The 20,006-nt window shown below is 72.4% G+C and carries 15 protein-coding genes; 8 read left to right on the top strand and 7 right to left on the bottom strand.

The genetic code is table 11. The features are described 5' to 3' along the window. The first annotated feature begins 44 nt into the window (after positions 1 to 44). Positions 45 to 713, top strand: coding sequence for an SPOR domain-containing protein (locus VMR06_RS07715; RefSeq protein WP_325374811.1), 669 nt, complete (start codon positions 45 to 47; stop codon positions 711 to 713). A 57-nt stretch (positions 714 to 770) separates the two neighbouring features. After that, a complete protein-coding gene (locus VMR06_RS07720; RefSeq protein ID WP_325374813.1) occupies positions 771 to 2,813 on the top strand; it encodes a M3 family metallopeptidase in 2,043 nt (680 codons plus the stop codon). Here VMR06_RS07720 and ltaE read toward each other — a convergent pair. Next, positions 2,795 to 3,808 carry a low-specificity L-threonine aldolase gene (ltaE, locus tag VMR06_RS07725; protein WP_325374814.1) on the bottom strand — a complete coding sequence of 338 codons (1,014 nt, stop codon included), beginning with the start codon at positions 3,806 to 3,808 and terminating at the stop codon, positions 2,795 to 2,797. The genes VMR06_RS07720 and ltaE overlap by 19 nt on opposite strands. Before the next feature lie 188 nt (positions 3,809 to 3,996). Then, entirely contained in the window at positions 3,997 to 5,130 is a 1,134-nt protein-coding gene (locus VMR06_RS07730) for a hypothetical protein (RefSeq protein ID WP_325374816.1), read from the bottom strand. 344 nt (positions 5,131 to 5,474) lie between these two features. Here VMR06_RS07730 and xth point away from each other — a divergent pair, with 344 nt between their 5' ends. From xth to VMR06_RS07745, 3 genes are all read left to right on the top strand, one after another. Next, a complete protein-coding gene (xth, locus tag VMR06_RS07735; protein ID WP_325374818.1) occupies positions 5,475 to 6,245 on the top strand; it encodes an exodeoxyribonuclease III in 771 nt (256 codons plus the stop codon). After that, positions 6,238 to 6,906, top strand: a complete 669-nt coding sequence (locus VMR06_RS07740) for a YecA family protein (RefSeq protein ID WP_325374820.1) — start codon at positions 6,238 to 6,240, stop codon at positions 6,904 to 6,906. The genes xth and VMR06_RS07740 overlap by 8 nt, the downstream gene beginning before the upstream one ends. Positions 6,907 to 7,025: 119 nt before the next feature. Then, positions 7,026 to 7,892, top strand: coding sequence for a pirin family protein (locus tag VMR06_RS07745; protein ID WP_325374822.1), 867 nt, complete (start codon positions 7,026 to 7,028; stop codon positions 7,890 to 7,892). Between the two features lie 79 nt (positions 7,893 to 7,971). On the opposite strand, the gene VMR06_RS07750 is transcribed toward VMR06_RS07745, so the two are convergent. Next, a complete protein-coding gene (locus tag VMR06_RS07750; protein ID WP_325374824.1) occupies positions 7,972 to 10,206 on the bottom strand; it encodes a S9 family peptidase in 2,235 nt (744 codons plus the stop codon). Between the two features lie 130 nt (positions 10,207 to 10,336). Here VMR06_RS07750 and VMR06_RS07755 point away from each other — a divergent pair, with 130 nt between their 5' ends. Next, positions 10,337 to 11,320 carry a hypothetical protein gene (locus tag VMR06_RS07755; protein ID WP_325374826.1) on the top strand — a complete coding sequence of 328 codons (984 nt, stop codon included), beginning with the start codon at positions 10,337 to 10,339 and terminating at the stop codon, positions 11,318 to 11,320. Then, the gene (locus tag VMR06_RS07760; RefSeq protein WP_325374828.1) at positions 11,317 to 12,057 is read left to right on the top strand and encodes an ABC transporter ATP-binding protein; all 741 of its coding nucleotides are present in this window, start codon (positions 11,317 to 11,319) and stop codon (positions 12,055 to 12,057) included. The genes VMR06_RS07755 and VMR06_RS07760 overlap by 4 nt, the downstream gene beginning before the upstream one ends. Positions 12,058 to 12,181: 124 nt before the next feature. On the opposite strand, the gene VMR06_RS07765 is transcribed toward VMR06_RS07760, so the two are convergent. Together VMR06_RS07765 and VMR06_RS07770 are read right to left on the bottom strand one after the other, a co-directional pair. After that, positions 12,182 to 12,877 carry a glutathione binding-like protein gene (locus tag VMR06_RS07765; protein WP_325374831.1) on the bottom strand — a complete coding sequence of 232 codons (696 nt, stop codon included), beginning with the start codon at positions 12,875 to 12,877 and terminating at the stop codon, positions 12,182 to 12,184. Positions 12,878 to 12,954: 77 nt separating this feature from the next. After that, entirely contained in the window at positions 12,955 to 14,673 is a 1,719-nt protein-coding gene (locus VMR06_RS07770) for a 3-hydroxybutyrate oligomer hydrolase family protein (RefSeq protein ID WP_325374833.1), read from the bottom strand. Positions 14,674 to 14,863: 190 nt separating this feature from the next. Here VMR06_RS07770 and VMR06_RS07775 point away from each other — a divergent pair, with 190 nt between their 5' ends. Continuing rightward, on the top strand, positions 14,864 to 15,559 hold the full coding sequence (locus tag VMR06_RS07775) for a response regulator transcription factor (RefSeq protein ID WP_325374836.1): 696 nt from the start codon (positions 14,864 to 14,866) through the stop codon (positions 15,557 to 15,559). Positions 15,560 to 15,621: 62 nt separating this feature from the next. Here the strand turns inward: VMR06_RS07775 and VMR06_RS07780 are convergent, their stop codons facing one another. Next, a complete protein-coding gene (locus VMR06_RS07780) occupies positions 15,622 to 18,915 on the bottom strand; it encodes a hybrid sensor histidine kinase/response regulator (protein WP_325374838.1) in 3,294 nt (1,097 codons plus the stop codon). A gap of 43 nt (positions 18,916 to 18,958) precedes the next feature. Then, a complete protein-coding gene (locus VMR06_RS07785; RefSeq protein WP_325374840.1) occupies positions 18,959 to 19,990 on the bottom strand; it encodes a PHB depolymerase family esterase in 1,032 nt (343 codons plus the stop codon). Positions 19,991 to 20,006: the final 16 nt, after the last annotated feature.

A 20,006-nucleotide genomic window follows, 5' to 3' on the forward strand; every position in this document is an offset into this window, starting at 1 on the left:
TCCTCCTCGCCGGTCCATCGTTGCCGTCCGTCCGAACCCGACCGATGTTCATTCGCCTGCTGTTCCTGCTCCTGCTGGTCCTCAACCTCGGCGTGGCCGGCTGGATCTTCGCGCTGCCGCCGCAGCGCACGCAGGCGGTCGAGGCCGGCGACGGCGGCGTGCCGCGCCTGGAGCTGCTCTCCGAACGCGATCGCGACCCCGAGGCGGTCAGCGCCGAACTCGCCGCCGCGCCGGACACCGCGGCCGACATCGGCAGCGACACCTGCAAGTCGATCGGTCCGTTCGCGACGCAGGCCGACCAGCGCGCCGCGATCACCGCGGTGACACCGCTGGTCAACCGGATCCGCCCGCGCGAGACGCGCACGACGCAGTCGCGCGGCTGGTGGGTCTACCTGCCGGCGTTCCCGACCCGCGAACGCGCGCTGACCGCCGCGCGCGCACTGTCGGCCAAGGGCATGCGCGACTACTACATCGTCACCGCCGGCGACCAGCAGAACACGATCTCGCTCGGCCTGTTCCGCGATCAGCTCAACGCCGAGCGCCGCCGTGCCGAGATCACCGCGCTGGGCTTGAAGCCGCAGATGACCGCCCGCACCGAGGAGATGCCGCAGTACTGGATCGACTACGCGACGCGCGACGAGCTGCCGATCGCGTGGCGGCCGCGCATCGACGGTGCGCCGGAACTGCGCGAAGAACCGATCGACTGCTTCTGACCGGCATATGCCGCCGCGGCGGCGCATTTCATTCAAGCCTCACGGACACCCGCTTTCATGACCGATTCCAACCCGTTGCTCGCGAAGACCGGCCTGCCGCGCTTCTCGGCGATCCGCCCCGAACACGTCGAGCCGGCGATCGACGCGATCCTCGCCGATTACCAGGCCGGCATCGACGCGATGCTGGCCTCCGACGCGCCGCGCAGCTACGACTCGGTCATGGCCGTCGCCGAGCGCCTCGACGATCGCCTGTCGCGCGCCTGGTCGCCGGTCGGCCATCTGCATGGCGTCCAGGATTCCGATGCGCTGCGCAAGGCCTATGCCGCCGCGCAGGAGAAGATCGTCGCGTTCAACACCGCGCTCGGCCAGAACCGCGCGCTCTACGCCGCCGTCAAGGCGGTGGCCGATGCGCCGGACTTCGCGGCGCTGCCGCGCGCCGCGCGCACCTCGGTCGAACACGAGCTGCGCGATTTCGTGCTGTCCGGCGTCGCGCTCGAGGAACCGGCGCGCTCGCGCTACCGCGAGATCTCCAACGAGCTGGCCAAGCTCTCGACCGAGTTCGAGGAAGCGGTGCTCGACGCGACCGACGCCTGGAGCGAGCACGTCACCGATGCGGCTGCGCTGGCCGGCGTGCCCGAGTCGGGCCTGGCCGTGCTGCGCGCGTATGCGCAGGAGAAAGATCTGGACGGCTGGCTTGTCACGCTCAAGCAGCCGAGCGTCCAGGCCGTGCTGACCTATGCCGACGACCGCGCGCTGCGCGCACGGCTGTACCGCGCCTACGGCACGCGCGCCTCGGAACAGTCCGACGAGGGCCGCTACGACAATTCCGAACGCATCGAGCGGATCGTCGCGCTGCGCCACGAGGCCGCCCAGCTGCTCGGCTTCGCGAGCGCCGCGGAGGAATCTCTGGCGACCAAGATGGCGCCCTCGGCCGACGCGGTCATCGCGTTCCTGCGCGACTTCGTCGCCAAGGCTCGGCCGATGGCCGAGCGCGATCTGGCCGAGCTGCGTGCGTTCGCCGCCGGCGAGCTTGGCATCGACACGCTCGAACCCTGGGACGTGGCCTACGCGTCCGAGAAGCTGCGCATGCGCACCTACGCGCTCAGCGAGGAGGAGCTCAAGCCGTACTTCCCGCTGCCGGCCGTGATCGACGGCCTGTTCGCGGTCGTCGAGCGCGTGCTCGGCGTCGGCTTCCGGCCGCGCGAGGACGTCGACGTCTGGCATCCGGACGCGCGCTACTACGATCTCGTCGATACCGCCGGTCGCGTGTTCGCCGGTGCCTACGTCGACCTCTACGCGCGCACCGGCAAGCGCGGCGGCGCCTGGATGGACGTGTGCACGACGCGGATGCGCACCGACGACGGCCTGCAGCTGCCGGTGGCCTATCTGACCTGCAACTTCGCGCCGCCGACCGGTGCGACGCCGTCGCTGCTGACGCACGACGATGTCGTCACGCTGTTCCACGAGTTCGGCCACGGCCTGCACCACATGCTGACCGAGGTCGAAGTCGCCGGCGTCTCGGGCATCGGCGGCGTGGAGTGGGACGCGGTCGAGCTGCCGAGCCAGTTCATGGAGAACTTCGCGTGGCAGCGCGAGGGCCTGGATCTGATCGCGCGCCACTGGCAGACCGGCGAACGCCTGCCTGAGGCGCTGTTCGAGCGCATGCAGGCCGCGCGCAACTTCCAGTCCGGCCTGTTCCTGGTGCGCCAGCTCGAGTTCGGCCTGTTCGACTTCCTGCTGCACCATCGCTACGACCCGGCGCGCGGCGCGCGCGCGCTGGAGATCCTCGAGGAGGTGCGGCGCGAGACCGCGGTGATCGTGCCGCCGGCCTGGCACCGCTTTCCGCACACGTTCACGCACATCTTCTCGGGCGGCTACGCGGCCGGCTACTACAGCTATCTGTGGGCCGAGGTGCTGTCGGCCGATGCGTTCGACCGCTTCGAGACCGAAGGCGTGTTCAATCGCGAGGTCGGCGAGGCCTGGCGGCGCGCGATCCTCGCGGTCGGCGGTTCGCGGCCGGCGCTCGAATCGTTCGTCGAGTTCCGCGGCCGCGAGCCGACGCCCGACGCCTTGCTGCGCAGTTACGGCCTGGCGGCCTGAAACGCGCGCATGACCTCGATCACGCGGTCGATCGCCGCGTCGTCGAGATCCAGATGCGTGACCAGCCGCACTGTCGGCAGGTAGCCGATGCTCGCGCGCACGCCGTGGGCGTCCAGGTGCTGGGCGAACGCGGACAGCCGCTCGGCCGGCACGTCGATGAAGACCATGTTGGTATGGCAGCCGCGCAGCGCGTAGCCGGCGTCGGCGAGACCGTCGGCCAGGCGCCGCGCACGCGCGTGGTCGTCGGCGAGCCGGGCGACGTGGTGATCGAGCGCATGCAGTCCCGCCGCCGCCAGCAGGCCGGACTGGCGCATGCCGCCGCCGAGCATCTTGCGCCAGCGCCGCGCCTGCGCGATCAGCGCGGCCGAACCGGCCAGCACCGAGCCGACCGGCGCGCCGAGGCCCTTCGACAGGCAGACCGATACGCTGTCGAACGGCGCGGCCAGGTCCGCAGCCGGCACATCGGAGGCGATCGCGGCGTTGTAGAGACGCGCGCCGTCCAGATGTACCGCCAGTCCGCGCGTGCGCGCCCAGGCCGCCGCCTCGACGATATAGGCCTGCGGCACGACGCGGCCATGCCAGGTGTTCTCGAGCGCGAGCAGGCGCGTCCGCGCGAAATGCGGATCGTCCGGCTTGACCGCGGCCGTCAGCGCATCCAGCGGCAGGCTGCCGTCGGCGGCCTGCGTGATCGGCTGCGGCTGGATCGAGCCGAGCACGGCCGCGCCGCCGCCTTCGTATTTGTAGGTATGCGCTTCCTGGCCGATCAGATACTCGTCGCCGCGCTGGCAGTGGCAGAGCAGGGCGACGAGATTGGTCTGCGTACCGCTCGGCAGGAACAGGCCGGCCTCGAAACCGAGGTCGCCGGCGAGGCGCTGCTCGAGCCGGCGCACGGTCGGATCGTCGCCGTAGACGTCGTCGCCGACCGGCGCGGCGGCCATCGCGGCGCGCATCGCCGCAGTCGGTCGGGTCACGGTATCGCTGCGCAGGTCGATCATCGGCGGGGCTCGTCGCGGAAGGTCCCGACGCGAAGTGCGACGGCCCGGTGAGCGTAGCGGCCGATACCGGAGATTGACCAGTGCGGGTCGACGCGCTCGTGCGGATTGGGCCGCGCCACGCCGTTGCCGGGCGCGCCCCAGGGATGTGCGTGACCGGGCGGGCCGCGCAGCGCCGGCCCGGACCCGGATTAGTCGAAGCCGGCGCTGAAGATCGGATCGTTGCCGAGGTCGCGCCAGCGCGCCATGTGCAGGACCGGCGTGCCGCCGGCGCTGCTGAAGCTGCCGCCGACGGCGAGATCGGCGCCGTAGACGCCGAGCGCCTGCACGATGCCGCTGCTGGGGCCTCCGCCGGAGATGCCGGACGCGAGGCCCGACCAAGCCGCGCCGTTCCATCTGGCGATGCGCGGCGCCGTGACGCCGCCGGCCGTGCCGAAGCGGCCGCCGACGATCAGCTCGCCGTTGTAGACGCCGAGCGCGCGCACGACGTTGTCGACGCCGCTGCCGAGCGTCGACCAAGCCGTGCCGTCCCAGCGCGCGACGCGGTCGGTATTGGCGCCGTTCGCACTCCTGAAGTCGCCGCCGACGATCAGCGCATCGCCGTAGACGGTCAGCGCGAACACCGCATCGTCGGTACCCCAGTCGAGCGCCGACCAGCTGCTGCCGTTCCATTTCGCGATCCGGCTGACGCTGGTGCTGCCGGCCGTGAAGAACGCGCCGCCGGCGACCAGTTCGCCGCGATAGACCGCCAGCGCGCGCACCGTGCCGTCGATCCCGCCGCCGACCGGCATCCACTGGCTGCCGTTCCACCTCGCGATCCGGCCCGCATCGACACCGCCGGCCGTCGTGAACGCGCCGGCCGCGTAGAGCTCGCCCTGGTAGACCGCCAGCGCCAGCACCGTGCCGTTCATGCCGCTGCCGAGCGGCGACCAACTGCTGCCGTTCCAGCGCGCGATGCGATTGACGGTCTGGCCGCCGGCCATCGTGAAGCTGCCGGCCGCGACCAGCTCGCCGGCGTAGACGCTCAATGCCTGCACGTAGGTGCTCGTGCCGGTGCCGAGCGACGACCACGTGGTGCCGTCGAAGCGCGCGACGTAGAAGTGGCTGGCCGAGCCGATCGACGTGAACTCGCCGCCCATGACCAGCTCGCCGCCATAGACCGCGAACGCATTGATCGAACCGCTGGCGCCGAACGCGCCGAGCTGCGACCAGGTGCCGCTGCCGTCCGGCGTCTCGGCCCCGGCCGGCATCTGCGCCGAGCCGGCCGCCTGCGCGGCGACGGCCAGCGAAAGCGCGAACAGGCCCGCTGCCGCGATCTTGACCATGATGGAACCTCCGTTCGTGGGATTCGGACGCGGACGTCGAAGCGGCGAGGAACCCGGCGCCTCGCGCGTGACGGCGCGGCCATGGCTCGCCACCGCTCGGCCACGTCGTCTGAAATCGGCTCGCCTGCGCGCGTCGTTCCGGTTTTGCGCACGTCGCCGCACGTCCGTCCGATCGGTTATGCGTAGGCTGCGGCGAAAACGGCTCACGGCGCGAAGCGGAACCGGCCAGGGCGACGGTGCGCCGCCACCGCTTCACGGCGCTGGCCTACAATCGGCGATTCGATCGCGGTGCGGCCTGCGTTCAGGACCGCCGCCGAGCAGGGCCCGAGACCCCATCCATACCCATGAAAATCGCCACCTGGAACGTCAATTCGTTGAACGTGCGCCTGCCGCATCTGCAGCAGTGGGCCGCGGCGGCCGCGCCGGACGTCCTGGCGCTGCAGGAAACCAAGCTCGAGGACGGCAAGTTCCCGCGCGAGGCGGTCGAGACGCTCGGCTATCAGGTCGCGTACTCGGGGCAGAAGACCTACAACGGCGTCGCGCTGCTCGCGCGCGAGCCGATCCACGATGTCGTGACCGACCTGCCGGGGCTCGAGGATCCGCAGCGGCGGATCCTGGTCGCGACCGTCGGCGATCTGCGCATCGCCAATCTCTACGTCGTCAACGGCCAGGCGGTCGGCAGCGAGAAGTACGCCTACAAGCTCGACTGGCTGGCCAAGGTCACGCGCTTTCTCGAGGGCGAGCTGCGCAACGATCCGCGCCTGGTCGTGCTCGGCGACTTCAACATCGCACCGGACGATCGCGACGTGCACGATCCGGTCGCCTGGCATGAACGGATTCTGTGCTCGACGCCCGAGCGCGACGCACTGCGGCGCATGCTCGATCTGGGTCTGCTCGACAGCTTCCGTCTGCTCGACGCCGAACCGGGCCGCTACAGCTGGTGGGATTACCGCCAGGCCGGCTTCCGCCGCGATCTCGGTCTGCGGATCGACCTGATCCTGGCCAGCGAACGCTTGAAGGCACGCGCGCGTGCCGCCACTATCGACCGCACGCCCCGCGCCTGGGACCGTCCTTCGGACCACGCGCCCGCCCTGCTGGAACTTGCCGATGACTGAACACGACTGGCCCTCTTCTCCGAGTGACAACGAGCTGGAAGAACTGGACCAGTTCCTGCGCGCGCACGGCGGCGAGGAAGACCTGCTGCTCGACGGCGTCCACGGCCTGCTGACCGCGCTGGCGATCGGTCCGGTCCCGGCCAAGCCGGAGGAATGGCTGCCCGACGTGCTGCACGAGCCGTTCATCGACCCCGATCAGGGCCAGCGCGTGCTGCATCTGCTGGCGCATCTGAACGACTCGATCGCGCCCGAGCTCGAGACCGGCGCCTACGAGCCGATCCTCGGCGAGATCGACGACGATGACGGCACGACGGTCTACACCGCGCGCGGCTGGTGCGAAGGCTTCAGCCGCGGCATCGACCTGCGCGCGTCGGCCTGGGAATCGCGCCTGGGCAGCGATACGCAGCTGATGGAGCTGCTCGGCCCGATCATCGCGCTGGCGATCGACGACGGCGTGTTCGAGGCCGATGCCGAGTTCGCCGAGCTCAGCGACGAGGAGTACGACGAGTGCCTGGCGCACATCCCGGGCGTCGTCGCCGCGGTCGCCGAGTACTGGCGCAACCATCCGCCGAGCGCCGAGGAGCAGCGCGCCGCACGCGATGCCGCGGCGAGCCGGCGCCCCGGCATGCAGCGCCGGCGCGGCGGCCGCACGCTGCACTGAGACGCCGCGCGCCGCGCGGCGATTGTTCACGCCGGCGCGCCAGCGCGTCCACGCCCGGGCGCTTGAGCGCGGGGCTCCGCGCCGACATCTTGGCGGCTTCCTCGTTTCGGAGTGTCGCCATGTCCGCAGTCCCCAGCTCTCCGCCGTCCGATCGCCGCGTGCTGCAGCTCGTACGCGGCCAGCCGACGTCCGACGGTGCCGGCGTCAAGCTGACCCGCGTCATCGGTCAGCGCGCGCTGGAGATGCTCGATCCGTTCCTGATGCTCGACGAGTTCCGCTCCGACCAGGCCGGCGACTATCTGGCCGGCTTCCCGAACCATCCGCACCGCGGCTTCGAGACCGTCACCTACATGCTGGCCGGGCGCATGCGCCACGGCGACAATCAGGGCAATTCGGGCCTGCTGACGCCGGGCAGCGTGCAGTGGATGACGGCCGGCCGCGGCATCGTGCATTCGGAGATGCCCGAGCAGGAAGACGGCCTGATGTGGGGCTTCCAGCTCTGGGTCAACCTGCCGGCCGCCGACAAGATGACCGCGCCGCGCTACCAGGACATCGCGCCGGAACGGATTCCCGAGCGCACCACCGCCTCGGGCGCGCAGGTCCGCGTGATCGCCGGCCGCTTCGAGGACGCGCAGGGTCCGGTCGACGCGGCGGCGACGGCGCCGGTGTACCTCGATGTCGCGCTGCCGGCCGGCTGCCGGCAGAGCCTGCCGATTCCGGCCGGCCACAATGCGTTCGTCTATGTGTTCGAGGGCGAGGTCGCGGTCGGGCCCGAGGGTGCCGCGCAACCCGTGGCGCGCGGCGAGCTCGCCGTGCTCGGCCGCGGCGGCGATATCACGGTGACTGCCGGCGCACAGGCGGCACGCCTGATCCTGGTCGCCGGCAGGCCGCTCGGCGAGCCGGTCGCCAAGTACGGTCCGTTCGTGATGAACACGCAGGACGAGATCGTCGCGGCGATCCGCGATTTCCAGGCCGGCCGCTTCTGAACGCCGGACGGTCCGCGGCGATGCCGCGGACCGTGTCGCGACGCGGCTGGCTCGAGCGCGCCGCGCCGCGTGCGCCGGATCAGGGCTTCGGACCGGGCCGCATCAGCTTGCGGTCGAGAAAGCCGGTGATCAGCGTGTAGACGTGCATGCGCATCGCCGGCGTCGACAGGCCGTGCTTGCCGCCCGGATAGGTCATCAGCTCGAACTGCGTGCCCTTGTCCTGCAGCGCCGCCATCAGCCGCGTCGAGTTCGTGAACAGCACGTTGTCGTCGGCCATGCCGTGCACGAGCAGCAGCGGCGCGTTGAGGCCGTCCAGCCATGCGAACGGCGTGCTGCGGATGTAGCCGGCCGGATTGTCGGCCGGCGTGGACAGATAGCGCTCAGTGTAGTGCGTGTCGTACAGCGACCAGTCGGTGACCGGCGCGACCGCGACGCCGGCCGCGATCTCGTCGGAGGCCTTGCTCAGCATCATCGTGGTCAGGTAGCCGCCGTAACTCCAGCCGAACACGCCGATGCGCGCGGGGTCGACATAGTCCTGCTCCTTGAGCCAGCGGATGCCGGCGAGCTGGTCGGCCACCTCGGCCGCGCCGAGCTGGCGGTGGATCGCATCGGAGAACTGGCGGCCGCGCCGCGCCATGCCGCGGTTGTCGAGCGTGAAGACGACGTAGCCGCGCTGCGCCAGGTACTGGTTGAAGTGATCGCCCCAGCTGCGCGTGACGGTCTGCACGCCGGGCCCGCCGTAGTAGAAGACCAGGACCGGCCGGCGTTTGGCTTCCTCGCCGGGCGCGTCGGCGGGGCGGTACAGGCGGTAGTAGAGGGTCTGTCCGTCGTCGGCCTTGAGCGTGCCGAACTCGGGCTCGACGAACGCGCCACGGAAGCGCGCGTAAGGATGCCGCGCGTCGAGCGGGTTTTCTTCGATCCATGCCAGGCGGCTGCCGTCGGGCTTGCGCACGCTGACCTGCGGCGGCGTGTGCGGGTCGCTGAAGGTGTCGACGTAGAACGCGCCGTTCTTCGCGAACGTGGCCGCGTGCGTGCCGTCCTCGCGGCTGATCCGCTGCGGACGATCGGCGCTCGAGCCATCGAGCTTGAGCGCGTAGATCTGCGTATCCGGCACGAAATCGCGATTGGACGTCACGTAGACCAGGCCGTCCTTCTCGTCGACGGCGGCCACGCCGTCGAGGTTCCAGTCGCCGCGGCTGATCGCGTGCTTGAGCGTACCGTCGAGGTCGTAGAGGTACAGATGATGGAAGCCGGTGCGCTCGCTGCCCCAGACGAAGGCATCGCGCTTGGCGAGGAAATGCAGATCGTCGTTGAGCTCGACCCAGGTCTGGCTGCGCTCGCTGAGCACGGTGCGCTGTTCGAGCGTGGCGACGTCGACCAGCTTGAGATCCAGGCGCTTCTGGTCGCGCGACTGGATCTGATACGACAGGCGCCGCGCATCGGGCAGCCACTTGACGCGTGCCAGGTAGATGTCGCGATCCTCGCCGAGGTCGATCCAGCGCACGTCGCCACCGTCGGGCGTGACCAGGCCGAGTCGGGTCTCGACGTTGGGCTGTCCGGCCGCCGGATAGCGCTGCTCGATCAGATCGGCGCGCTCGGCATAGATTTCCATGCGCCGCACCACCGGCACCGCGGCCTCGTCGTAGCGCTGGAACGCGATCGCCGAATCGTCCGGCGCCCACCAGTAGCCCTCGTCGCGATGCATCTCCTCCTGCGCGACGAACTCGGCCTCGCCGTTGTGGACCGTGCCGCCGCCGTCGCGGGTCAGCCGCCGGCGCGTACCGGACGCGAGATCGATCACCCACAGGTCCTGCTCGCGCACGAACGAGACGTAGCCGCCGGCCGGCGAGATCTGCGGCGCGATGAAATCGCCGCCGGTGTCGAGCTTGCGCAGCGGCTGGTCGGTCGCGCCCAGGTCGTACAGATACAGCGCGCCGCCGATCGGAAACAGCAGCCGCGTGCCGTCCGGCGACCATTGGTAATCGACGATGCCGCTCAGGCTGGCCATGCGCGCACGTTCGCGGCGCGCGCGCTCGGCCTCGCCGAGTTCCTGTTCGGCTTCGGCGAGGCTGTCGGCGTCGACCAGCAGCCGCGTGCGCTGCTCCTTGACGTGGTATTCCCACAGATCGAGCCGGTTCTGGTCGCTCGCCTTGGGGCGCAGGAAGGTCACGCGCTGACCGTCCGGCGAGATCTTCAGGCTGCGCGGGACCGGCCCGTTGAGGCCGCCGCCCTCGTAGATGCTCGACAGCTCGAGCTTCCCGGCCATCGCCGGCACTCCGGCCGCCATCGTCGCGGCCAACAACAACGCTCGCATCGCTTTCTCCCGTGGAAGCGGCATTATCGCCGCGTTCGCGCGGCCCGGCGTGCACGGCTGTATTCGCCGCCGGGCACGAGGCGATCCTGCCCCGGGAATCCCCGCTCCGATCCGCTGTCCACAGTCGACCATGCCGACCGCCAACGCCGCCTTGCTGGCCCGCCGACTCGAGGATCGCCGCCGCCGGCGCGACGCCTGGCGGCGGCCGTTCGCCATCGCCTCGGCCGCCATGCTGGCGCCGATGCTCGTGGCGGCGGCCCTGCTCGCGCCGCTCGCCGGCGCCCGCGGCCTGCTCGACGCGGCACTGGCCCATCCGGAGCGCAGCCTCGGCCTCGTCGCGCTGCTGGCCGGCCTGCGCGCGCTGCGACTGCGCCGGCTCTGGCTCGCCGAACGGCCGCGCAGCTGGCTCGGCGGGCTGCCGATCGCGCCGGCGCAGGCGGCGCAAGCGGACGCCTGGCGCCTGGCCGGTGCGCAGCTGCCGGCGCTGGCCGCCGCGCTGGCCGCCCTCGCGGTCACCAGCGTCGCCGGCGGCACCGCGCGCGGATCGGCGACGCTGGCCGCACTGATCGGCGCCGGCATGCTCGCCGGCAGCGTCGCCGGCGCGCTGCTCGGACGGCGACCGGCCGCATCGCGCGCGTCGCGTGCATTGCGCGCCGCCGCGCCGTCGCGCCGCCCGCGATCGGGCTGGCGCGTGCTCGCGGCGTGGCCGCTGCGGCAGGCGCGCGCGCAAGCCGATCCGGGCCTGCACGCACGCCTGTTCGGCGCCTTGCTGCTGGCGCTGCCGATCGGCAGCGCGATCGCCGACGTGATCGGCCTGCTGCTCGGCCTCGCCGGCACGCTGGCCGCGAGCGAGTGCCTGCGCGGCCTGCTCGCGGTGCTGGGCGGTGCCGGCTGGCTGCGCAGCGCGGCGTTGGCGCCGCGGCGTCTGGCGGTCACGCTGCTCGCGCCGGCGCTGGCCGCCGTCGCCGGCATCGCCGCGGCGACCGGCGGCCTGCTCGGCGCCACCGTCGCGCCGGGGGCGGCGATCGCGGTCGCGCTCGGCGGTTGCCTGGTCGCCGGCGGCACCGCGCTCGCCGCCTGGCGCCTGCACGATCCGACACGGCCGGTCCGATGAATCCGCCGGCCCTGCAACTGCGCATGCTCAGCGCCGGCTATGCGGGCCCAAGGCCGCTGCGCGTGCTGCATGCGCTCGATCTGCGCGTGCCGCGCGGCGAATGGCTCGGCGTGCTCGGCCCGAACGGCAGCGGCAAGAGCACGCTGCTGGACTGCCTGGCCGGCCGGCACGCCGCCGAGGGCACGATCCTGATCGACGGCGTGTCGCTGGCCGACGAGCCGCTGCGCGCCCGCGCACGGCTCGGCTACGCGGTCGCGCCCGAATCACTGCCGGCGGTCCTGAGCGGCCGCGATTGCCTGGCCGTACACGCCGCCGCGCACGGTTTGGCCGCCGCCGATGCCCAGGTGCTCGAACTCGCCGGGCCGCTGCGCCTGGCGGCGCGCCTGGACGATCCGGTCGCGACCTACTCCTACGGCATGCGCCAGAAGCTCGGCGTGCTGCTCGCGCTGATCGGCGAGCCGGCCCTGATCGTGCTCGACGAGTCGTTCAACGGCCTCGACCCGGCTTCGAGCCTCGTGCTCAAGCGCCATCTGCGCGCCCGCGCCGACGCCGGCCGCTGCGCGGTGGTACTGGCCACACATGCGCTCGACATCGTCGAGCGCTGGGTCGACCGCGCGATCGTGCTGCACGCGGGTCGCTTCGTCGGCGAATGGGATCGCGCCGCGCTCGATGCGCTGCGCGACGGCGTCGGCCTCGAGGTCGCGATGGCCGAGGCGATCGGCGACCGCACCGGCTGAGAAGCGACCCTCGCCGCGAACCCGCACGCGGCGTGGAGGCCGCTCGCGCGTGCGCGCGCGTGGATGTCCGGTCGGCGAGGTGTTGCGCGGCGGCGGCACGGCGCGCGGCCCGGCCGCGACGCGGTTAACGCGGATCGGCCGGCGCCAGCACGCGGCGCACGGCCGGATCGTCGATCGGCCGCTCGGGGTGGCTGACCGCTTCGCCGATCGCATACGCGCGCCGCGTCGCCGGCCGCGCGGCGATCGCCGCGAGCCAGCGCTCGAGGTTCGGGAAGTCCCCGATGGTCTGCTGCTGCATCGCGTGCTGCTCGATCCACGGATAGCAGGCCATGTCGGCGATCGTGTAGTCGTCGCCGGCGATGAACGCTCGATCGGCCAGGCGCCGGTCGAGCACGCCGTAGAGGCGCGCGGTCTCCTTGACGTAGCGCTCGATCGCGTACGGAATTTTCACCGGTGCGTAGCGGCTGAAATGATGATTCTGCCCGGCCATCGGACCGAGACCGCCGACCTGCCAGAACAGCCATTCGTTGACGACGACGCGCTCGCGCGGCGCCGCCGGCACGAAGCGGCCGGTCTTGTCGGCCAGATAGCTCAGGATCGCACCCGACTCGAATACGCTGAGCGGCGCGCCGCCGTCGGCCGGGGCGTGGTCGACGATCGCCGGCATGCGGTTGTTCGGCGAGATCGCGAGGAAGGCCGGCCGGAATTGCTCGCCGTTGGTGATGTCGACCGGACGGACGCGATAGTCCAGACCGCTTTCCTCGAGGAACAGCGTGATCTTGTGGCCGTTCGGCGTGGGCCAGTAGTGCAGGTCGATCATCGGTGGTCTCCGCGGGCGTCAGCCCAGCAGCGTGGGGCCGCGGGCGGCGTTCTCAACCCGACGGCGCGCGGCCCGTCTCAGCGCAGGCCGAGACCGGCGGCGTCCAGCGCGCGGGCGCCGCGTGGCCGGGTCGCCGGCGCTGGACCAAGCTCGACCGCCCGTCCCTCGCGCAGCGCATCGAGCACGCGCTCGAACGCGGCATCGCCGTACGGCAGCAGCGGCACGTAGCGGTCGCCGAAGCCGGGCATCGCGAGGAAGGCGTCGAAGTGCTGGCCGTCGGCGATCGGCCACCAGACCGGCGCGCGGCCGTGATCGCGCAGCCACTGGACGTACGGCAGCCCGCTGAATGCGATCGGGATCAGTCCGTCGGCCTCGCCGTGGATCACGACCAGCGGCAGCTCGCGCCGCGGCAGCCGCACCTCGGTCGCCGCGACCGCGGCACGCAGGCGCGCGGCATCGGCGCCGTCGCCGGTCCACAGCGCGCGCAGGCAGTCGAGTCCGGGCCAGGCCGGATCCGCGCCCGCTGCAGCGTCTTCGAGCAGCGCGATGCCGGCGCCGGGCGGAATGCCGCTGGCGTCGGCCCACCAGGCCGCGCGGACCGCCGCGGACGCGGCGACCGGCTGGCCGGCCGCGTCATGCGCGGCAAACCGGTAGCCGCACGGCATCGCATCCGGCGCCGCGCGCAGATAGGCCGAGGCATAGGTCGCCGCGACCGCGCGCCACAGATCCAGGCGCGTGCTGCTGGCAGCGGTCGCCAGCGCGGCGGCGGTCCAGCCCGATGCCTGCAACGCGGCCAGGGCGTCAGCGGGAGAACCCAGGCCGCGCGCCTGCAGCGAAGCGCAGCGCGCCTGCCAGGCGAGCGGCGCGCTGCCGTCGGCCTCGCGCGCGAACGGCACCGCGTCGAAGCGCCGGTCGAGCAGCGCGCACGGCAGCGCCAGTGCCGCTTCGGTCACGTAGTCGTAGAGCGGCCGGCCTTGGCCGGGCACGGCGACGTTCGGCGCGAGCGCAACGACCGCGTCGAGCAGGTCCTCGTCGAGGCCGGCCGCCTGCAGCACCGCACCGCCGCCGTTGGAGAGGCCGATTGCGATCACGCGCGTATTGGCCGGCGTGAACGGCGCCAGGTCCGGCCGCGCGCGATCGAGCATCGCCAGGCCGAAACGTGCCGCCTGCAGCACGTGGCGGCCCCAGTCGGCCTCCGGCTGATCGCCCGAATGCGCATGCTTGACCGCAACGCCGCCGCCGGCCGCAGCAGCCGGCTCGAACTCGAGCATCGCCTGGCCGGCGACCGCGCGTGTGCCGTCGAGCTGCACGCCGCTGCGCGAGTCGATATCGAAATAGCCCGAGCCGGTGCCCTTGTCGGTGTAGGCGACTGCGCAGCCGCGCGGCAGACCGGCCGCGCCGGCCAGCGCGATCGCGCCGTAGATGCCGCGCGATCCCGACGAGGCGGTCACGACCAGACAGCGCGTACGCGCATCGAAATCATCGGGCACCTGCACCAGCACGCGATGCGGCTGCTGTGCGCCGGGCAGCCGCGCGAACGCCGAATACTCGCGGCCCGGCACCGGATCGGTGCTGCCGTAGAGCGTGCCGTAGCCGCCGAGCGGACCGAGATCGGCGATGCCTTTCCAGCTGGCCTGGATCGCGCGGCGGCGCAGCTCCGCTGCGCTCGGGCGGTCCGGATCGGCGAACGGCGCCGCTGCGCCGCGCAGGCCGGCCGGTCCGAGTCCGGCGGTCAGCAGATCGTCGCCGCCGGCGTGGCGGGTTTCGCGGACGGGGCTGACGAGGAAATCGGTCATCGTGACGGGCGATCGTTGACGAACGGCGGCGGTCGGCGCGCAGGCGGCCAGCACGAGCGCGAGTACGGGAACGGCGATGCGGAGTCGGGACATCGGCCCACAATACGCGCCGGCGCGGATGCGGCCATCGTACGAAAGTCGCAGGCCGGCGCGGTATGCTCGCGGATCGTTCCCCGCCGCCGCGTGACCGATGCTCAAGGTGCTGATCGCCGACGACCATCCGCTGTTCCGGCTGGCACTGCGCCAGGCGGTCGCGGGGCTCGACGCGTCGGCGCGGATCGCCGAGGCTGCCGACCTCGACGCGGCGCGTGCGCACCTGCTCGAGCAACCCGATACCGACCTGGTCCTGCTCGACCTGCACATGCCCGGCAGCCAGGGCCTGATGGGACTGGCCGCGCTGCGCGCCGAGTATCCGAGCATCGCGGTCGCGATGGTGTCGGCGCACGACGATCCGGACACGATCCGGCGCGCACTCGCCTACGGCGCGGCCGGCTTCATCGCCAAGCGTGCCGCGCTGGAAGACCTGCAGACCGCATTGCGCGCGATCCTCGACTGCCGCACCTGGATCCCGCCCGAGCATCGCGCCGCGGTCGCGGCCGGCGAGGTCGCGGCCGACGACGGCACGCTGGCGGCACGGCTCAACAGCCTGAGCCCGCAGCAGTTCCGCGTGCTGACCCTGGTCGCCGAAGGCCGGCTCAACAAGCAGATCGCCGACGCGCTGTCGATCCAGGAACGCACCGTCAAGGCGCATGTCACCGCGATCTTCGAGAAGCTCGGCGTGCGCAACCGGACTCAGGCCGGCGTGCTGCTGAGCACGCTGCGGATCGCCGCCGGCGAGGCCCCGCCCGATGCCGCAGCGGCCGGCGAGGGCCGACTCCCGCACTGACGGCGTGACGACAGCAGCGAGCGCATCGATGCCGATGCCGGCCACCGAACCGGCACACCGCGTCAGGCGCTCGGCAGCAGGCGCGCCATCAGCGACTTCAGCGCCAGCGGCTTGAGCGGCTTGTAGAGCAGATGGCAGCCGGCCGCCGCGACAGCGGCGCGCACGGCCTCGCCGTGATCGGCGGTGACGACGATGCACGGCCGCATGCGCGCGGCCGCGGCCAGGCCCTCGCGCAGCTCGAGGCCGGTCGCGCCGCCGTCGAGATGGAAATCGACGATCAGCAGATCCGGCCAGCCGTCGGCCGAGGCCGCGCGCGCCTGCACCGCATCGGCGGCGATGCGCACCTGGCAGCCCCAGCCATCGAGCAGGCCGGCCATCGCACGGCGCACCGCCGCGTCGTTGTCGACGACCAGCACGCGAGCGGCCGGCGCCTCGACGCGCGCAGCAGGTGCCTGCGCGGGTACCTGCGCGAGCGGCCGTCCGAGCGGCACCTCGACCGCGAATACGCTGCCGCGGCCCGGCCACGAGCGCAGGCTCAAGGCATGACCGAGCAGGCGCGTGATGCGATCGGCGATCGACAGGCCGAGGCCCAGGCCCTGGCCGTCGTGGCCGAGCCGGCGGAACTCCTCGAAGATCAGCGCGCGATCGGCCGTCGCGATGCCGGGGCCGCTGTCCCAGACCTCGATCCGCGCCGTGGCGCCGGCGCGGCGCACGCCGATCACGATGCGACCGCGCTGCGTGTAGCGCACCGCATTGGCGAGGAAATTCTGCAGCACGCGCCGCAGCAGCTGCGGATCGCTGTCGAGCCAGACCGACGAGGCGGCGTAGCGCAGCGCGAGGCCCTTCTGCTGCGCGAGTACGCCGAACTCGGCGGCCAGCCCGCGCAGCAGCGCGTCGGCGCGGAACGACTGCCGCACCGGCACCAGGCCGCCGGCGTCCAGACGCGAGACGTCGAGCAGGCCGGCCAGCAGTTCCTCGGCCGAGCCGAGCGCGCCGTCGATGTGCGCGAGCGACTCGCGGTATTCCGCGTGCATCGGCCGCTGCGCGAGCGCGTGCACGAACAGATGCGCCGCGTTGAGCGGCTGGGCCAGATCGTGGCTGACCGCCGCGAGCAGACGCGTCTTGGCCTGGTTGGCCTGCTCGGCGGCGGCACTGGCGCGTGCCAGCGCCGCGGTGCGTTCGGCCACGCGCAGCTCGAGGTGCTCGGCGACCTGCTTGAGTCCGGCCTCGGCCTGGCGGAACGCGGTGACGTCGGTGAACGTCGCGACGAAGCCGCCGCCGGGCATCGGATTGCCGCGGATCTCGATCAGGCTGCCGTCCGGGAAGCGGCGCTCGGACAGCAGCGGCGTACCGGCGCGCATGTGCCGCAGGCGGCGCGCGACCATGCGCGCGACCTCGGCCTCGTCGCGACCTTCCGAGCGCAGCGCATGTGCGGCCAGGTCGGCGATCGGCCGGCCGACCTGCAGCAAGGCCGCCGGGAACCCGAACAGCTGCGCGTAGCGCGCGTTCCAGGCGACCAGGTGGAGATCGCGATCGACCACGCTGATGCCCTGCGTCATGTTCTCGAGCGCCGCCTCGAGCAGGCGCTGATTGAAGCGCAGCGCCTGCGAGGCTTCGCCGACGATCGTCGCGACGGTGTCCAGATCGCGGCCGTGCTCGCGCCGCGCCGCATCGAGCAGCAGCCGCGCCGAGGCCGCACCGAACACGGTCGCCAGCTCGCGCTCGACGCGCTCGATCTGGCCGTGGTCGGCGATACCCTGTCGCGGCTCGCCGATCAGATGATCGACGCGCTCGGACGGCAGGAAGCGCCAGCCCAGATCGCGCAGCGTCGCGACGTCGAGCTCGGCGGTCTCGACCGGCTGCGGTCGCGTCGCACGCGCCGCCAGCAGCAGCGTCACCGCGGTCTCGACCAGCAGGCTCAGCACGACCGCACGGCTGAGGCGGCTCCAGCCCGAGAGCCCGAGCAGGTGATCGGGGGCGAGCCAGGCCAGCCCGAACGGACCCGAATCGAGCCAGGCCGGCGTGGCCAGCGTCGGCACCAGCAGGCACCAGGTCCAGACCGCGACGCCGGCGGCCAGGCCGAACAGGACCGCACGCGGCGGCGTCTGCGGCCGCAGCATTGCGAACAGCACCGCCGGCGCCAGCGTGCCGAGGCCCGAGAACGACAGCGCGCCGATGTCGGCCAGCGCTTCGCTGCCGCTGGTCGCTCGGCTGTAGACCCAGGCCAGCAGGACCACGATCAGGATCGCCACGCGGCGCTGGCGCAGCACGCTGCCGCGCAGGTCGCCGACGTTCTGCCGCCACGCGCCGCGCACCAGCAGCGGCGTCAGCCAGTGATTGCCGATCATCAGGCTCAGCGCGAGCGTGGCGACCACGACCATGCCGGTCGCGGCGCTGAGGCCACCGAGGAACGCCAGCAGCGCGAGCACGCCGTTGCCGTCGGCCAGCGGCAGCGCCAGCACGTACAGATCCGACGGCACGTCCAGCGCGCCCAGGCGCAGGTCGCCGGCACGCGCCAGCGGCAGCAGCGGCAGCGCAATCAGGCCCATGTACAGCGGAAACAGCCAGCGCGCGGTGCGCAGATGGCGCACGTCGCGACATTCGGCGACGCCGACGTGATAGAGATGCGGCAGCGTGAACAGCGCCAGCACGCCGAGCACGATGAGGCCCGGAAAGCCGCTCGCGCTGGTCGGTGCATCGGGCGGCGCGTCCGGCCAGCCGTAGTCGAGCAGCACCCAGGCGCCGATCGCGAGCATCGCGCCGAGCTTGAGCAGCGATTCCAGCGCGATCGCCAGCACCAGGCCGCGGTTGTGCTCGGCCGTGCTGACGCTGCGCGTGCCGAACAGCATCGCGAACAGCGCCAGCACCAGCGCGACGTAGAGCGCGCTGTCGTGCCACGGCGGCGCCTCCAGCGCGGCGGCGCGCGTGAGCAGGTTGAAGCTCATCGCGACCGCCTTGAGCTGCAGCGCGATGTACGGAACGATGCCGAGGATCGCGACCAGCGTGATCGCGGCCGCCAGCCGCGAATCCTTGCCGAGCCGCGCGGCGACCAGATCGGCGATCGAGGTGCTGTGCGTGTCCTGGACCAGGCGCACCAGCCGCTGCAGCAGGCCGAAGCCGAACACGTAGAGCAGGATCGTGCCGACGAAGGTCGGCGGCAGCCACCAGCCCGAGCGCGCGGCCTGGGTGACCGTGCCGTAGAACGTCCACGAGGTGCAGTAGGCCGCCAGCGACAGCGCGTAGACGTACGACCAGCGCCGCGCCAAGCCGTCCGGATGGCGCTCGCCCCAGACCGCCGCGGCGAACAGCAGGCCGAGCCAGACCAGGCTGGCGGCGACGACCAGCAGGCTCAGCATCGCGCCGCTCCGCGCTCGCCGGCAAGGACCGGCGCCGGCGCGATCAGCGCTTCAGCGCGTCGAGCACGTTGGCGAGCCAGGCGATCTGCGCGCCGCCGCGCGTGTCGTAGTCGGCGCCCGTGTACCCCCACCAGTCCCAGCATGCTTTCGGATTCAGCGGCGCCAGGCTGGCGTGCGTCTGAGGGTACAGCACGGCGACGCCGTAGACGTCGGCCCAGCGGTTGAAACCGGCATCGCGCACGAAGGCCTCGCCGACCGTCTCGACGTTCTGCTGGCAGCCGTGCAGCGCGATCAGCACGCCGCAGCTCGCACCCTCGGCGCAGGCCTTGGGCAGGTACAGGCGGCCTTCCTCGGCCAGCTCGGTCGCCTTGCCGGCCGGCGCGAACGGCCGCTGGTCGAACGCGATCAGCGTGCCTTCGGCGCTCGCCGCCGGCCGCGGCGGCGCACCGTACAGCGCCGCGAAGATCGCGCCGGCCGCGTCGTAGCCGCAGTTGCCGAGGTACGGCGCGGCCGATTCGCACGGCGCGGCGCCGTCGGCCGTCGGCAGCAGATGCGGAAAGTCGCGATCGCCGTCCCAGGTGACCGTCAGCGAGGACAGCGCCGGGACCTCGGCGCGCAGACCCTCGTAGAACGCCGCGGCCGCGCGCGCGACCGGCTCGGCGACCGTGGCGTCGCGGCGTCCGTGCAGCACGAAGACGCGATCGCCGGCCAGATGCGCCAGCTTCGCGATCGCGCCTTGGTCGGCGCGCGCGGCCGCCTGCCGGACCAGGGCCGCGACGTCGGGCGCGGGCTCGCCCTTCATGCAGGTGCCGAGCGCGGTTTCGAGCTTGCCGCCGGCGCAGCCGTACGGACCGCCGGCGACCAGGGCCGCGCCGTGGATGCGGTCCGACAGCGCCAGGTGCGCCTGCGTGGCCATGTAGGCGCCCGACGACAGGCCGGCGACCATGACGCGATCGCCGGCCAGCGCGATGCGCGGCAGCGCCGCGCCGGGTTCCTTCGCGCAGGCGCCGAGCGCGAGGCTGGTCAGCACGGCGGCCAGAAGACCGGCACGGCGGTGCGGCGAGGGCAGGGACATCGGCTCTTCCTCCGGA

The sequence above is a fragment of the Dokdonella sp. genome, from assembly GCF_035511235.1.
Classification (GTDB): domain Bacteria; phylum Pseudomonadota; class Gammaproteobacteria; order Xanthomonadales; family Rhodanobacteraceae; genus Dokdonella.

Excerpts from the sequence above, each read along its gene's own strand:
- VMR06_RS07715 (WP_325374811.1), top strand. The coding sequence starts at position 45 with ATGTTCATTCGCCTGCTGTTCCTGCTCCTGCTGGTCCTCAACCTCGGC.
- VMR06_RS07720 (WP_325374813.1), top strand. The coding sequence starts at position 771 with ATGACCGATTCCAACCCGTTGCTCGCGAAGACCGGCCTGCCGCGCTTC.
- ltaE (WP_325374814.1), bottom strand. The coding sequence starts at position 3,808 with ATGATCGACCTGCGCAGCGATACCGTGACCCGACCGACTGCGGCGATG.
- VMR06_RS07730 (WP_325374816.1), bottom strand. The coding sequence starts at position 5,130 with ATGGTCAAGATCGCGGCAGCGGGCCTGTTCGCGCTTTCGCTGGCCGTC.
- xth (WP_325374818.1), top strand. The coding sequence starts at position 5,475 with ATGAAAATCGCCACCTGGAACGTCAATTCGTTGAACGTGCGCCTGCCG.
- VMR06_RS07740 (WP_325374820.1), top strand. The coding sequence starts at position 6,238 with ATGACTGAACACGACTGGCCCTCTTCTCCGAGTGACAACGAGCTGGAA.
- VMR06_RS07745 (WP_325374822.1), top strand. The coding sequence starts at position 7,026 with ATGTCCGCAGTCCCCAGCTCTCCGCCGTCCGATCGCCGCGTGCTGCAG.
- VMR06_RS07750 (WP_325374824.1), bottom strand. The coding sequence starts at position 10,206 with ATGCGAGCGTTGTTGTTGGCCGCGACGATGGCGGCCGGAGTGCCGGCG.
- VMR06_RS07755 (WP_325374826.1), top strand. The coding sequence starts at position 10,337 with ATGCCGACCGCCAACGCCGCCTTGCTGGCCCGCCGACTCGAGGATCGC.
- VMR06_RS07760 (WP_325374828.1), top strand. The coding sequence starts at position 11,317 with ATGAATCCGCCGGCCCTGCAACTGCGCATGCTCAGCGCCGGCTATGCG.
- VMR06_RS07765 (WP_325374831.1), bottom strand. The coding sequence starts at position 12,877 with ATGATCGACCTGCACTACTGGCCCACGCCGAACGGCCACAAGATCACG.
- VMR06_RS07770 (WP_325374833.1), bottom strand. The coding sequence starts at position 14,673 with ATGACCGATTTCCTCGTCAGCCCCGTCCGCGAAACCCGCCACGCCGGC.
- VMR06_RS07775 (WP_325374836.1), top strand. The coding sequence starts at position 14,864 with ATGCTCAAGGTGCTGATCGCCGACGACCATCCGCTGTTCCGGCTGGCA.
- VMR06_RS07780 (WP_325374838.1), bottom strand. The coding sequence starts at position 18,915 with ATGCTGAGCCTGCTGGTCGTCGCCGCCAGCCTGGTCTGGCTCGGCCTG.
- VMR06_RS07785 (WP_325374840.1), bottom strand. The coding sequence starts at position 19,990 with ATGTCCCTGCCCTCGCCGCACCGCCGTGCCGGTCTTCTGGCCGCCGTG.